Raw genomic sequence first — 13,755 nt, forward strand, 5'->3', positions numbered from 1 at the left:
CGTACGGCGGACCCCTGTTGTACCCGATTTGCGGCCGTCGCCGATTGTTACCGGCGGTTACTTCTTGCTCTTGGCCGATCCCGCGCTGTCATCACTGCTGAGGACCGCGATGAAGGCCTCCTGCGGAACCTCCACGGAACCCACCATCTTCATCCGCTTCTTGCCTTCCTTCTGCTTCTCCAGCAGCTTGCGCTTACGGGAGATGTCACCGCCGTAGCACTTGGCGAGGACGTCCTTGCGGATGGCACGGATGGTCTCGCGGGCGATCACCCGGGAGCCGATGGCGGCCTGGATGGGCACCTCGAAGGCCTGCCTGGGGATGAGCTCGCGCAGCTTGGCGACGAGCCGCACCCCGTACGCGTACGCCGCGTCCTTGTGCGTGATCGCCGAGAAGGCGTCCACCTTGTCGCCGTGCAGCAGGATGTCGACCTTGACCAGGCTGGACGTCTGCTCGCCGGTGGGCTCGTAGTCCAGCGACGCGTAACCACGCGTCTTCGACTTCAGCTGGTCGAAGAAGTCGAAGACGATCTCCGCGAGCGGCAGCGTGTACCGGATCTCGACGCGGTCCTCGGACAGGTAGTCCATGCCGAGCAGGGTGCCGCGCCGGGTCTGGCACAGCTCCATGATCGAGCCGATGAACTCGCTGGGCGCCAGGATGGTGGCGCGCACGACCGGCTCGTACACCTCGCCGATCTTCCCCTCGGGGAACTCGCTCGGGTTGGTGACCGTGTGCTCGCTGCCGTCCTCCATGACGACGCGGTAGACCACGTTCGGGGCCGTCGCGATCAGGTCGAGCCCGAACTCGCGCTCCAGCCGCTCCCGGATCACGTCCAGGTGCAGCAGGCCGAGGAAGCCGACGCGGAAGCCGAAGCCGAGGGCGGCGGAGGTCTCCGGCTCGTAGACGAGCGCGGCGTCGTTGAGCTGCAGCTTGTCGAGGGCCTCGCGCAGTTCGGGGTAGTCGGAGCCGTCCAGCGGATACAGACCGGAGAAGACCATCGGCTTCGGGTCCTTGTAACCGCCGAGGGCCTCCGTGGCGCCCTTGTGCTGGCTGGTGACGGTGTCACCGACCTTGGACTGCCGGACGTCCTTCACACCGGTGATCAGATAGCCCACCTCGCCGACGCCGAGGCCGTCGGCGCCCAGCATCTCGGGCGAGTTCGTACCGATCTCCAGCAGCTCGTGAGTGGCGCCGGTCGACATCATCCTGATGCGCTCGCGCTTGTTGAGCTGGCCGTCGATGACACGGACGTAGGTGACGACACCGCGGTAGGAGTCGTAGACCGAGTCGAAGATCATCGCGCGGGCGGGCGCGTCGGCGACGCCGACCGGCGCCGGGATCTCCTTCACGACCTTGTTCAGCAGGGCGTCGACGCCGACACCGGTCTTGGCGGAGACCCGCAGCACGTCGTCCGGCTCGCAGCCGACCAGGTTCGCCAGTTCCTCGGCGAACTTCTCCGGCTGGGCGGCCGGCAGGTCGATCTTGTTGAGCACGGGGATGATCGTGAGGTCGTTCTCCATCGCCAGGTAGAGGTTGGCGAGGGTCTGCGCCTCGATGCCCTGGGCGGCGTCGACGAGGAGGATGGTCCCCTCGCAGGCCGCCAGCGACCGCGAGACCTCGTAGGTGAAGTCGACGTGCCCCGGGGTGTCGATCATGTTGAGGATGTGCGTGCTGCCCTGGTCGGGGCCCTCCGTCGGGGCCCAGGGCAGACGCACCGCCTGGGACTTGATCGTGATGCCGCGCTCGCGCTCGATGTCCATCCGGTCGAGGTACTGAGCACGCATCTGCCGCTGCTCGACCACACCGGTCAGCTGGAGCATCCGGTCGGCGAGCGTGGACTTGCCGTGGTCGATGTGCGCGATGATGCAGAAATTGCGGATCAGAGCCGGGGCGGTACGGCTCGGCTCGGGCACATTGTTAGGGGTCGCGGGCACGCAGGGTCCTGTCTCTTGAGGCGCCTTATGCCTCGGGTCGGATCGATACGTAGCCTCCATGGTCCCATGACGGGGGACCGGGGACCGGTTTGGGCGGTTCCCCGCCCCGCTGCTAGTCTGGGCAGCTGTGTCTCATGCCCTCTCAGCGCGAGGCACGTCTTCGAGAAATCATCGGTACGGGATCTGCACGGTCCCGCACCAGAACCTGAAAAGGCTCTTTCGTGGCGAACATCAAGTCCCAGATCAAGCGGATCAAGACCAACGAGAAGGCTCGTCAGCGCAACAAGGCTGTCAAGTCCTCCCTCAAGACCGCGATCCGCAAGGCCCGCGAGGCCGCTGCCGCGGGTGACGTCGAGAAGGCCACCGAGTACCAGCGCGCCGCGTCGCGTGCGCTCGACAAGGCCGTCTCGAAGGGCGTCATCCACAAGAACCAGGCTGCCAACAAGAAGTCGGCGCTCGCTTCCAAGGTCGCGTCCCTCCAGGGCTGACACTTGATACGACGCCGGAAGGACCCGGGCGGGCCCTCTCTCATCCGCCCCCGACCGGCCCCCAGAGCCTGTTCGCGGCCTGCGTTCGCCACGCGGGAACGGGCTCGAAAAGCTTGAAACCGATGCCCCGGCACTCCGCCCTTCCCCAGGACGGACGCCGGGGCTTTCGGCGTTTCCGGGTGAGCCCGTCCCCCTGCGGTACGCCCGGCCGGTTACCCCCTGCCGCGCGACCGCGCCGCCCGCGCGATGGTCACCACGGCCTTCTCCAGGGCGTACTCGGGATCGTCCCCGCCGCCCTTGACCCCGGCGTCGGCCTCGGCGACGGCCCGCAGCGCCACCGCCACCCCGTCGGGCGTCCAGCCCCGCATCTGCTGCCGCACCCGGTCGATCTTCCACGGCGGCATCCCGAGCTCCCGTGCGAGATCGGCGGGCCGTCCGCCCCGCGCGCCCGACAGCTTCCCGATGGCCCGCACCCCCTGCGCGAGCGCACTCGTGATCAGCACCGGGGCGACCCCGGTCGCCAGCGACCAGCGCAACGCCTCCAGCGCCTCCGCCGTACGTCCTTCCACGGCCCGGTCGGCGACGGTGAAGCTCGACGCCTCGGCCCGCCCGGTGTAGTACCTCCCGACGACCGCCTCGTCGATGGTGCCCTCGACGTCGGCGGCGAGCTGGGTCACGGCGGAGGCCAGCTCGCGCAGATCGCTGCCGATGGCGTCGACGAGCGCCTGGCAGGCCTCGGGGGTGGCGGAGCGGCCCAGCGCCCGGAACTCGCTCCGCGTGAACGCGAGCCGGTCCGCCGGCTTGGTCATCTTCGGGCAGGCGACCTCCCGCGCCCCCGCCTTGCGCGCCGCGTCCAGCAGCCCCTTGCCCTTGGCGCCGCCCGCGTGCAGCAGCACCAGGGTGATCTCCTCGGCGGGCGCCCCGAGGTACGCCTTCACGTCCTTGACCGTGTCGGCCGACAGATCCTGCGCGTTGCGTACGACGACGACCTTGCGCTCCGCGAAGAGCGACGGGCTGGTCAGCTCGGCGAGCGTGCCGGGCTGCAACTGGTCCGGGGTCAGATCCCGTACATCCGTGTCGGCGTCGGCGGCCCGGGCGGCGGCCACCACCTGCTGCACGGCACGGTCGAGCAGCAGCTCCTCCTGCCCCACGGCAAGCGTCAGCGGGGCGAGCGGATCGTCATCAGCAGTCTTCTTTGCCATCACGCCAAGCATCCCACGGCCCACTGACAACGCGGCCGCGCCGCCCGCCCACGCAGGCGAGGGCCGTCGTATCGCCGAGCCGGCAGGGGTGGCCGCGGCAGCCCCGCGCACCCGCTACGGCTCCTCCCGCCATCCCTCCCATTCGCCCGCGAACTCGTCCAGCTCCGCCGGGTCCAGCCGTTCCTCCGCGTCCCGCAGCAACACCAGCCACTGCGCGTCCTCGGCGTCGTCCTCCCCCGCCAGCGCGTCCCGCACCAGCCGCGGCTCCTCACCGATCCCGAAGCGCTCCCCGAGCGCCTCGGCGGCTTCCTCCGCCGCGTCCCGGTCCGGCAGCACCAGCACATGTCTCACATCGCTCACGGCACCATTCTCCGGTACCGCCACCGGCCGCAACGAGCCGGAGCGGCACGAGCGACCATCTCAGCCCTGGGGCACGATCTGCACGTCGAGGTCGACGCGGATGCTCGGCCCGACGACCGCGATCCCGCGCGCCGGCATCGTCTGCCAGCTGACCCGTTCTCCCGTGACGCCCGACTTAGCCGTTCCGGTTGATGTTCCGTGGAGTTCGCACAACGGGCACACGGTCCAGCTCGATCCCGAACCGCTCCCGGTAGACCCCCAGCACCTCCTCGTCCCCCTCCAACTCCCGTACCTCACGGGCCCCGTCCGCCGCCGTCACCGTCAGCGTCCGCCCGCCGAGCGTGATCCGACCGCCGTCCTCGGTGACCCGGGAACACACCAGCGACTGCGTGAAATGGGACGACGGCGAGGTGCTGTGCCACCACGCCCCGGCCGTGAAGTCCCCGAGCGCCCGCGGCCGGACCTCCAGCCGGTACTGCGGCTTCCCGTTCCGCAGCACGTCCAGGTCCCCGGCCACCGCACCCGGTTCTCCCCCGGCCCCCGCCGCGTCCGGCCCGGCCCCGGTGATCCGGAACGTGCCGCCCGGATCCGCCTGCTCACCCCGCTCCGCGAACGCCAGCGGGTAGTGGCTGTGCGCCCCGAACCCGACGTCGGCGAGCCACTCGCCCCCGTCCACCGTCCCCACGCGCAGCGCGAGATGGTCGTACGGGATCCCGAGCCTCCCCTCATCCCCGTACACCCGCCCCGCCAGCAGCGTCACCCGGAAACCGAGCGCGGTCAGCAACGCCGAGAACGCGCCGTTGAGTTCGTAGCAGAACCCGCCCCGGCCCCCGCCCACCACCTTGTCCACCAGCCGCTCCTGCGCCAGCACGATCTCCTCGCCGAGGTGGATCGCGAGGTTCTCGAAGGGCACGGCCCGCAGATGCCTCAGATGCAGATCCCGTAGGGCCTCGGCGGTGGGCCGGGCCGGGCGGGCGGCCCCGAGGCGGTGGAGGTAGGCGTCGGTCTGCGTGCTGTTCACCGCGTTCATGCCCTCAGTCTCGCGCCACTGCCAGCTCCCCCGCCTCCCGTCCCGTACGGCCGCCGGTCACCGCGAGCGCCCCGTCCCGGTCGGTCCGCAGCACCACCGCGCCCGCGGCCCTCAGCCGCGCCACCGTGTCGGGCGCCGGATGCCCGTACGGGTTGTCCGCCCCGCACGAGATGAGCGCCACCCGGGGTGCCACCAGCCGCAGCAGCCGCGGATCCTGGTACGCGGACCCGTGATGGGCCACTTTCAGAACATCCACCCGACCCAGTCCGGCGGCCGCCGGTGATCTCAGCAGCTCCTGCTGGGCCGGGGGTTCGAGGTCTCCGAGCAGCAGCATCCGCAGTCCGGCCGAACGGACCAACAACGCGACACTGGCGTCGTTCGGGCCGTCGGGTTCCGGTGCCGGATCCGGGGGCGGCCACAACACCCGCCAGTCCAGCCCGCCGGTGGTGCGCCGCTCCCCGGCGACCGCGTGCGTGAGAGGGATCCGGTGCTCGGCCGCCTCCCTGCGTACGAACTCGGCCTGTTCCGCCGGTTCCTCGAAGCCGGTCGTCTCGATCTGCGCCACCGTCCGCCCGCGCAGCACCCCGGGCAGCCCACCGACATGGTCGGCGTGGAAGTGGGTCAGGACGACCAGCGGGACGCGGGTGATGCCGAGTTCCCGCAGGCAGTGGTCGACCAGTGCCGGATCGGGCCCTGCATCGACCACCACGCCCGTGCCGGCACCCGCCGCGAGCACCGTCGCGTCGCCCTGCCCGACGTCGCACATCGCAAGCCGCCAGCCGGGCGGCGGCCAGCCCGTGATCACCCGGGTCAGCGGCGCCGGCCGCACCACCAGCAGCACGAGCAGCAACCCGAGCACCCCGCACCACCACGGATGCCGCAGCAACCGCCGCCCCAGAGGTACGACGGCCACCGTGACCCCGGCCAGCAGCAGCGCCCCCGCCCAGCTCCCGGGCCAGTCCACGCCCGCGCCCGGCAACGCGGCCCCGGTCCGGGCGATCCCCGCGATCCACCCGGCCGGCCAACCCGCGCACCACGCCAGCGCCTTGGCCAAGGGCATCGCCACCGGGGCCGCCGCGAGCGCCGCGAACCCCAGCACCGTGGCCGGCGCGACCGCGATCTCGGCCAGCAGATTGCACGGCACCGCCACCAGACTCACCCGCGCCGACAGCACCACGACCATCGGCGCGCACACCGCCTGCGCGGCGGCAGCCGCGCCCAGGCCCTCGGCCAGCCGCTCCGGCACCCCGCGCCGGCGCAACGCCTCGCTCCAGCCGGGCGCCAGCACCAGCAGCGCCCCGGTGGCCAGCACCGACAGCAGGAAGCCGTAACTACGTGCCAGCCACGGGTCGTACAGCACCAGCAACAGAACCGCCGTCGCCAGTGCCGGGATCAGGGACCTGCGGCGCCCGGTCGCCAGGGCGAGCAAGGCGACGGCTCCGCAGGCCGCGGCCCGCAGCACGCTGGGGTCCGGCCGGCACACGACGACGAATCCGAGGGTGAGTGCCGACGCGAACAGCGCCGTCGATCGCAGCGACAGCCCCAGGCGCGGGGCGAGGCCGCGCCGCTCGACCTGCTGGGCCAGTCCCGGCGGTCCGATGAGCAGGGCGAGCAGGATGGTGAGGTTGCTGCCCGAGACCGCGAGGGTGTGCGCGAGATCGGTCTGCTCGAAGGCCTCGTCCAGTTCGGGGGTGATCCGCGAGGTGTCCCCGACGACCAACCCGGGCAGCAGTGCCCGCGCGTCTTCGGGCAGCCCCTCGGTCGCCTCCCGCAGCCCGGCCCGCAACCGTCCGGCCAGCCGCTGCGGCCCGCTGGGCTCACCCACCACCACCGGCGCCGGACGCTCCCGCACCCGCAGCATCGCCGCGGTCCGGTCCCCGCCGGCCGTCGCCGGCGCCAGCCGCCCGCTCACCCACAGCCGTGTGGAGGGCAGCAGCCCGAGCCACTCCGCGCGGCCACCGCCACCCGGCGCCCGCACCCCCGGGTCGACGGCCATCAGCACCGGTGACCTCGTCGTCACCGCCGCCCCCTCGCCGCTCTCCACCCGCCGTACCTCGCCCCGCACCAGCACGGCGACCGGAGTGGCATGGTCACCCCGCACGCGCGGCCTGCTGACCCACGGATCGCCCGTGAGTTCCACCTCCGCGGTCACGGTCGCGTAGGCGCGGGCCAGGCCGGGCACCGGCCCCCGGCGCACATCCGCCCCGTGCAGCCCCGCGGAGGCGGCGGCCCCGGCGACACAGAGGAGCAGAGCACCGACGGAGGCGTTCCGCCAAGTCGACCGGGGGGCCGGGGGGTTGCGAGCCACCCTCCCATGCCCGGGATCCGGAGAGTTGCCGGTCACCGTCCCAGACCCGAGATCCGGAGAATTGCCGGTCACCGTCCCAGACCCGACATCTGGAGAGTTGCGAGTCGCCGTGCCGGCTCGGCGGCCTGAGCGGCTCCCGCACAGCAGGATCAGTCCGGCGATCAGGCAGACGCCGGCGGTCCCGGCCGTCCACGCCGGCGGCGTGTCCAGGGTCAGCGCCGCCGTCGCCCAGGCGGCCAGCGCGGGCGGCACCAGCCGCAGGTCGGCCGCGGCGTCCTGCCGGGGGTGCGCGGTCCCGAGCCGCTTGCCCGAACCGGCGTGCACGGCCCGGCGTACCGTCACGGATCCCGGCGGCACTCCGTCGCTCGCGCGACTCATGGCCGGACCAGATCCCGCAGGTCGGAGAAGCGGCGGTCGCCGATGCCCTTGACCTGGCGGAGTTCGTCGACCGAGCGGAAGCCGACGTGCTGGGTCCGGTAGTCGACGATGTGCTGGGCCAGTACCGGGCCGACGCCGGGCAGGGCGTCGAGCTGCTCCACGGTCGCCGTGTTCAGGGAGATCGGGGCGGACGGGCCCGTTCCCGTCGCGGCACCGCCTGCCACCTGGCCCGGGGCGGGCGGCGGGGCAGGGCCCCCGACGACGATCTGTTCGCCGTCCACCAGGAAACGGGCTCGGTTGAGTCCGCCGGTGTCCGTACCGGGCCGCACCCCGCCCGCCGCCCTTAGCGCGTCGGTCACCCGGGACCCGGCCGGCAGGGAGTGGACCCCCGGCTCACGCACCTTCCCGGTGACATCCACGACGACCTCGCCGCCGGGCCCCGCCGGCCCGGCGGGCGCCGCGGCGGTACCGGTGCCCGCGGCCGGAACCTTCTCCTCGCTCTTCTCGTACGGAGCCTCGGCGCGCACCACCTCCGGTGCGCTCACCGACTCGGTCCGGCCCGTCCAGAAGTGCTGCACGGCCAGGGCCGCGGCCACCACGAGAACCACCCCGAGGGCGACGGCGCCCCGGCGTTCCAGCCCGCACCGGGTCTGCAGCCACACCGGCATCCGCTCCCGCACGGCGAGCCCGACGCGGGACCGCAGTTTGGGGAGCGCCGGTTCGCGCAGGCCCGTGCCCTCGTCGGCGAGCGCACGGGCCGAGGACATCACCGCCGCCGCCGTGGACAGTACGGCCGCGGCGGTACGCACCCCGGACGCGGCGGTGCGCAGCCCGGAGGTGGCGGCGGTCAGTCCGGCCGCCGTACCGGTACCGGTCACCGTGCCCGCGTGCGGGGGCCCGTGTCCCGGCTCCGGCCTGGTGACCCCCCGTTCGCCGAAGAGGAGCTCCGCCCGGCGGCGCAGTTCTTCCGCCGGGGCCGGGCGGTGCCGGGTGCGGACCCGGGCCGGGGAGCGGCGGTGCCGGGTCCGGCCGTCGGAGGTGGGGCCCCGGCCCGGGCCACTGGTCGCATGTGTCTCGTGTGAGCGTGATCGAAGTGCCATGCGACGAGGATCAGGCTTCCCGCCGATTCACGATGATCTTGCTCAAGTTCCGTGGATCACGGCCCGGTTGTGGATAACTTCGCCACCCACACGAGTGAAAGCGGCGAGACCGCCGCCCTCTGATCCACAGGTCACCGCAGTGAGACGACCGCCCCGAGCAGCCCGGGACCGGTGTGCGCGCCGATCACCGCACCGACCTCGCTCACATGCAGCTGGGCCAGTCCCGGCACCCGTGCCCGCAGCCGGTCGGCGAGGGCCGAGGCCCGGTCGGGGGCGGCGAGATGGTGGACGGCGATGTCCACCTCGGCGCCGCCCGCGCGCTCGGCGGCGAGCTCCTCGAGGCGGGCGATGGCCCGGGACGCCGTCCGTACCTTCTCCAGCAGTTCGATCCGGCCGCCGTCCAGCCGCAGCAGGGGCTTGACGGCCAGCGCGGAACCCAGCAGCGCCTGCGCCGCGCCGATGCGGCCGCCACGGCGCAGGTAGTCGAGGGTGTCGACGTAGAAGTACGCCGAGGTGCCGGCGGCGCGTTTCTCCGCCGCGGTGACGGCCTCGTCGGCGGTGCCGCCCGACTCGGCGGCTTCGGCCGCCGCGAGCGCGCAGAAACCCAGCGCCATCGCGACCATCCCGGTGTCCACCACCCGCACCGGGACGGGTGCTTCGCGCGCCGCGACGACCGCCGCGTCGTAGGTGCCCGACAGTTCGGCGGACAGGTGGAGCGAGACGATGCCGGTGGCACCGGAGTCGGCGACCTTGCGGTACGTTTCCGCGAAGACCTCGGGGCTGGGCCGGGACGTGGTGACGGAGCGCCGCTTCTGCAGAGCCTGGGCCAGGGAACGGGTCGAGATCTCGGTGCCCTCTTCGAACGCCCGGTCGCCGAGGACCACGGTCAGGGGAACCGCGGTGATGCCGTGGCGCTCCATCGTCCGCGGCGGCAGGTAGGCCGTTGAATCGGTGACGATCGCGACATGGCGGGACATGAGCTGGAGGTTACCTGGCGTAGCCCAGGGACGGCAGCCCGCCCCCGCCCGCCTCGACCAGGACCGGCCGTCTCAAGTGGTGCTCTCCGGCCGGGGCTTCTTCTGCCAGGGGTAGGCCTGACGCCGCCCGGGCGGCGTGATCGCGGGCTGCCCCGGATCCTCCTCCGGGACGGACCGGGGTGCCTCGGGCCAGGTCTGGCGATCCCCCTGACCGGCAGCGGCGTCGGGCCACGGCGGGGTCTCGGGTGCGGGGGCGGGACGGGTCCAGTGCCGCAGGGCGTCCGCCTCGACGCCGATCTGCGTGCTCAAGGTGTCCAGGTCGTCGTCGGCGAACCGGTGGGCACGGTCACGCACCGCCCACCGCAACGCGTCCGCGGACTCGGTGACGCGTGTGGTGCGCCGGCGCAGCTCGGGCAGCCGGGCGGATAGCGTGGCCCGGTCCGGCTCGGACTCCAGGCGCCTGAGCTCGCCGTCCAGTTCCTGCCCGTGCACGCTGAGCCGTTGGAAGAGGCCGAGAGACTCCTTGAGCGACTCGTCCTCGGCGACGCCGGCGTGCAGCGCGTCCTGGGTGGCCCGCATAGAGGTGCGCAGGGTGAGCCGCAGCTGGGCGATCTCGGCCGCCGGGCCGATCTGGACCATGGACTTGGCGCGCAGCGTGTGGTCCTCGACCGTACGCCGGGCCTGCGTGATCGTACGGTCCACACCGCGCTTGGCGGCGCCGACCGCCTTGAACGTGACATATGCCCCGCCCGCGACGAAGAGCAGGAAGAGCACGGCGAATACGGCGATCAATGTTCCCACGGTGCTCCTCCTCCGCTGACGGCCACCCGACCACCCGACCGCTTCCGAGCACGGCAGGGGCGGCCGCCCCTTCAACGGTAAACGCAAAGAGCAGGCCCGGAGTTCCAGAAAGACCCCGAACCTGCCCTTAGGGGACCACCCCAAGGCGGCCCGTGGCCGTTACGCCGTGACGATGTTCACCAGCTTCGGCGCGCGGACGATCACCTTGCGGATCCCCGCGCCGTCCAGCGCCGCGACGACCTTCTCGTCGGCCAGCGCCACCTTCTCCAGCTCGTCCTCGGAGATGTCCGGCGACACCTCCAGGCGGGCCTTGACCTTGCCCTTGATCTGCACGACGCAGGTCACGGTCTCGTCCACGACGTACGCCGGGTCGGCGACCGGGAAGTCCCGGTGCACGACCGAGTCGGTGTGACCCAGCTTGCGCCACAGCTCCTCGGCGACGTGCGGGGCCAGCGGCGCGATCATCAGCACCAGCGGCTCGGCGACCGTACGCGGCACCGCGCCGCCCGCCTTGGTCAGGTGGTTGTTCAGCTCGGTGACCTTGGCGATGGCGGTGTTGAAGCGCAGGCCCTCCAGGTCCTGGCGGACACCGTCGATCGCCTTGTGCAGAGAACGCAGCGTGTCCTCGTCGGCATCGGCGTCGGTGACGGTGACCTCACCGGTCGCCTCGTCGACGATGACGCGCCACAGCCGCTGCAGCAGCCGGAACTGGCCGACCACCGCGCGCGTGTCCCACGGCCGGGAGACGTCCAGCGGGCCCATCGCCATCTCGTACAGGCGCAGCGTGTCGGCGCCGTACTCGGCGCAGATCTCGTCCGGAGTCACCGCGTTCTTCAGGGACTTGCCCATCTTGCCCAGCAGCCGGGTGACCTTCTCGCCCTGGTAGTAGTAGGCGCCGTCCTGCTCCTCGACCTCGGTGGCGGGCACCGGGAAGCCGCGGCCGTCGCGGTAGACGTAGGCCTGGATCATGCCCTGGTTGAACAGCTTGTGGAACGGCTCGGCGGACGAGACGTGCCCCAGGTCGTACAGGACCTTCGACCAGAAACGGGCGTACAGCAGGTGCAGCACCGCGTGCTCGGCGCCGCCGACGTACAGGTCGACGCCGCCGTGCGGCAGGCCCTGGCGCGGGCCCATCCAGTACCGCTCGATCTCCGGGTCGACCAGTTGCTGGTCGTTGTGCGGATCCAGGTAGCGCAGCTCGTACCAGCAGGAACCGGCCCAGTTGGGCATGGTGTTGGTCTCGCGGCGGTACTTCTTCGGCCCGTCGCCCAGGTCCAGGGTGACGTTGACCCATTCCTCGTTGCGCGACAGCGGCGTCTCGGGCTGGGTGTCCGCGTCCTCCGGGTCGAAGGTGCGCGGCGAGTAGTCCTCCACCTCCGGCAGTTCCAGCGGCAGCATCGACTCGGGCAGCGCGTGCGCGACGCCCTCCTCGTCGTAGACGATCGGGAAGGGCTCGCCCCAGTAGCGCTGGCGGCTGAACAGCCAGTCACGCAGCCGGAAGTTGACGGTGCCCTCGCCGATGCCCTTGCGAGCCAGCCACTCGGTGATACGGGCCTTGGCCTCGGCGACCGGCAGGCCGTCCAGCTTGATGTCGTCGTTGGAGGAGTTGATGATCTTCGCGTCGTACGAACCGAAGGCGTCCTCCCACGTCGAGGTGTCGGTGCCGCGGCCGTCGGTCGGCTCGACGATGCAGACGATCGGCAGCTCGAAGGCGCGCGCGAACTCGAAGTCGCGCTGGTCGCCGGCCGGGACGGCCATGATCGCGCCGGTGCCGTAGCCCATCAGCACGTAGTCGGCGACGAACACCGGGACCTTTTCGCCGTTGACCGGGTTGGTCGCGTACGCGCCCGTGAAGACGCCGGTCTTGTCCTTGGCCTCGGCCTGCCGCTCCACGTCGGACTTGGCGCCGGCCTGCGCGCGGTACGCGGCCACGGCCTCGACGGGCGTCGCGTGACCGCCGGTCCACACGTCGTGGGTGCCCTCGGGCCAGGCGGCCGGAACGAACTCGTCGACCAGCGGATGCTCGGGGGCCAGCACCATGTAGGTCGCACCGAACAGGGTGTCGGGGCGCGTGGTGAAGACGGTGATCTTTTCGCCGTCGATCGGGAAGTCGACGCGGGCGCCCTCGCTACGGCCGATCCAGTTGCGCTGCTGCAGCTTGATGGCCTCGGGCCAGTCCAGCTCGTTCAGGTCGTCCAGCAGCCGGTCGGCGTAGGCGGTGATACGCATGTTCCACTGGCGCAGCTTGGCCTTGAAGACCGGGAAGTTGCCTCGCTCGGAACGGCCGTCGGCGGTGACCTCCTCGTTGGCCAGCACGGTGCCCAGCCCGGGGCACCAGTTGACCGGCGCGTCGGAGGCGTAGGCCAGCCGGAACTCGCCCAGGACGTCGCCTCGCTCGACTGCGGTCAGCTCGTTCCACGCGCGCGTGTGGCCCGGTACGGCTCGCTCACCGGACTCGAACTGGGCGATCAGCTCGGAGATCGGGCGGGCCTTCTTGGCCTCGTCGTCGTACCAGGAGTTGAAGATCTGCAGGAAGATCCACTGGGTCCACTTGTAGTAGTCCGGGTCGATCGTGGCGAACGACCGGCGCTTGTCGTGGCCCAGGCCCAGCCGGCGCAGCTGCGCCTTCATGTTCTCGATGTTGGACTCGGTGGACACACGCGGGTGCGTGCCGGTCTGCACCGCGTACTGCTCGGCGGGCAGGCCGAAGGCGTCGAAGCCCAGGGTGTGCAGGACGTTGTGGCCGTTCATCCGCTGGAAGCGGGCGAAGACGTCGGTGGCGATGTAGCCCAGGGGGTGGCCGACATGCAGTCCCGCCCCGGACGGGTAGGGGAACATGTCCATGATGAACTTCTTGGGCCTGGCGACCAGCTCGGGGTCGCCGGCCAGGTCACCCTTGGGATTGGGGGCCGCGTAGGTGCCGTCGGCGTCCCAGAAGTCCTGCCAGCGTGCCTCGATCTCGGCCGCCAGGGCGGCCGTGTAGCGGTGCGGCGCGGCCTCCGCCGACGGGGCGGCGGCAGCGGGGTTCGTCTCGCTCATGATCCTCAAAGCTCCATCGATCGTCTCTGCCTGCGGCTGTGACTTTCTAGAAACGAAAAATCCCCTCGCACAGGAGGGGACGCCGCGCCGATGCCGACCGGCCGTTTGGTCCGGCGGTCGGGACTGATCAGCGCGGCCCG

General features: G+C 71.8%; 10 protein-coding genes. 1 reads left to right on the plus strand and 9 read right to left on the minus strand.

Translation table 11 applies throughout. The annotated features are described in order from the left end of the window. Positions 1 to 57: 57 nt before the first annotated feature. The gene (gene lepA, locus ACZ4N4_RS04480) at positions 58 to 1,932 is read right to left on the minus strand and encodes a translation elongation factor 4 (RefSeq protein WP_453572757.1); all 1,875 of its coding nucleotides are present in this window, start codon (positions 1,930 to 1,932) and stop codon (positions 58 to 60) included. A gap of 221 nt (positions 1,933 to 2,153) precedes the next feature. Here lepA and rpsT point away from each other — a divergent pair, with 221 nt between their 5' ends. Continuing rightward, positions 2,154 to 2,420 (plus strand): 30S ribosomal protein S20, encoded by a 267-nt coding sequence (gene rpsT, locus ACZ4N4_RS04485; RefSeq protein ID WP_351691285.1) that lies wholly within the window; start codon positions 2,154 to 2,156, stop codon positions 2,418 to 2,420. A gap of 212 nt (positions 2,421 to 2,632) precedes the next feature. On the opposite strand, the gene holA is transcribed toward rpsT, so the two are convergent. From holA to leuS, 8 genes are all read right to left on the minus strand, one after another. Further along, positions 2,633 to 3,622: a DNA polymerase III subunit delta gene (gene holA, locus ACZ4N4_RS04490; protein ID WP_467584325.1), complete on the minus strand. Its 990-nt coding sequence runs from the start codon at positions 3,620 to 3,622 to the stop codon at positions 2,633 to 2,635. A gap of 114 nt (positions 3,623 to 3,736) precedes the next feature. After that, complete coding sequence (locus tag ACZ4N4_RS04495) at positions 3,737 to 3,982, minus strand: hypothetical protein (protein ID WP_467584327.1); 246 nt, start codon at positions 3,980 to 3,982, stop codon at positions 3,737 to 3,739. A gap of 175 nt (positions 3,983 to 4,157) precedes the next feature. Beyond that, positions 4,158 to 5,012, minus strand: coding sequence for an arylamine N-acetyltransferase family protein (locus tag ACZ4N4_RS04500; protein WP_467584330.1), 855 nt, complete (start codon positions 5,010 to 5,012; stop codon positions 4,158 to 4,160). Positions 5,013 to 5,016: 4 nt separating this feature from the next. After that, the gene (locus tag ACZ4N4_RS04505) at positions 5,017 to 7,698 is read right to left on the minus strand and encodes a ComEC/Rec2 family competence protein (protein WP_467584331.1); all 2,682 of its coding nucleotides are present in this window, start codon (positions 7,696 to 7,698) and stop codon (positions 5,017 to 5,019) included. Further along, positions 7,695 to 8,798, minus strand: coding sequence for a ComEA family DNA-binding protein (locus ACZ4N4_RS04510; protein WP_467584333.1), 1,104 nt, complete (start codon positions 8,796 to 8,798; stop codon positions 7,695 to 7,697). The genes ACZ4N4_RS04505 and ACZ4N4_RS04510 overlap by 4 nt, the downstream gene beginning before the upstream one ends. Positions 8,799 to 8,929: 131 nt before the next feature. Further along, positions 8,930 to 9,775 carry a DegV family protein gene (locus tag ACZ4N4_RS04515; protein ID WP_467584335.1) on the minus strand — a complete coding sequence of 282 codons (846 nt, stop codon included), beginning with the start codon at positions 9,773 to 9,775 and terminating at the stop codon, positions 8,930 to 8,932. 72 nt (positions 9,776 to 9,847) lie between these two features. Further along, a complete protein-coding gene (locus tag ACZ4N4_RS04520) occupies positions 9,848 to 10,576 on the minus strand; it encodes a hypothetical protein (protein ID WP_467584338.1) in 729 nt (242 codons plus the stop codon). Positions 10,577 to 10,735: 159 nt separating this feature from the next. After that, the gene (leuS, locus tag ACZ4N4_RS04525) at positions 10,736 to 13,615 is read right to left on the minus strand and encodes a leucine--tRNA ligase (RefSeq protein WP_467584340.1); all 2,880 of its coding nucleotides are present in this window, start codon (positions 13,613 to 13,615) and stop codon (positions 10,736 to 10,738) included. Positions 13,616 to 13,755: the final 140 nt, after the last annotated feature.

This window comes from Streptomyces sp. NPDC026538, from assembly GCF_055567535.1.

Bases quoted from the DNA above. Each gene is read 5' to 3' on its own strand.
- holA (WP_467584325.1), bottom strand. From the start codon at position 3,622: ATGGCAAAGAAGACTGCTGATGACGATCCGCTCGCCCCGCTGACGCTT.
- ACZ4N4_RS04500 (WP_467584330.1), bottom strand. From the start codon at position 5,012: ATGAACGCGGTGAACAGCACGCAGACCGACGCCTACCTCCACCGCCTC.
- ACZ4N4_RS04505 (WP_467584331.1), bottom strand. From the start codon at position 7,698: ATGAGTCGCGCGAGCGACGGAGTGCCGCCGGGATCCGTGACGGTACGC.
- ACZ4N4_RS04510 (WP_467584333.1), bottom strand. From the start codon at position 8,798: ATGGCACTTCGATCACGCTCACACGAGACACATGCGACCAGTGGCCCG.
- ACZ4N4_RS04515 (WP_467584335.1), bottom strand. From the start codon at position 9,775: ATGTCCCGCCATGTCGCGATCGTCACCGATTCAACGGCCTACCTGCCG.
- leuS (WP_467584340.1), bottom strand. From the start codon at position 13,615: ATGAGCGAGACGAACCCCGCTGCCGCCGCCCCGTCGGCGGAGGCCGCG.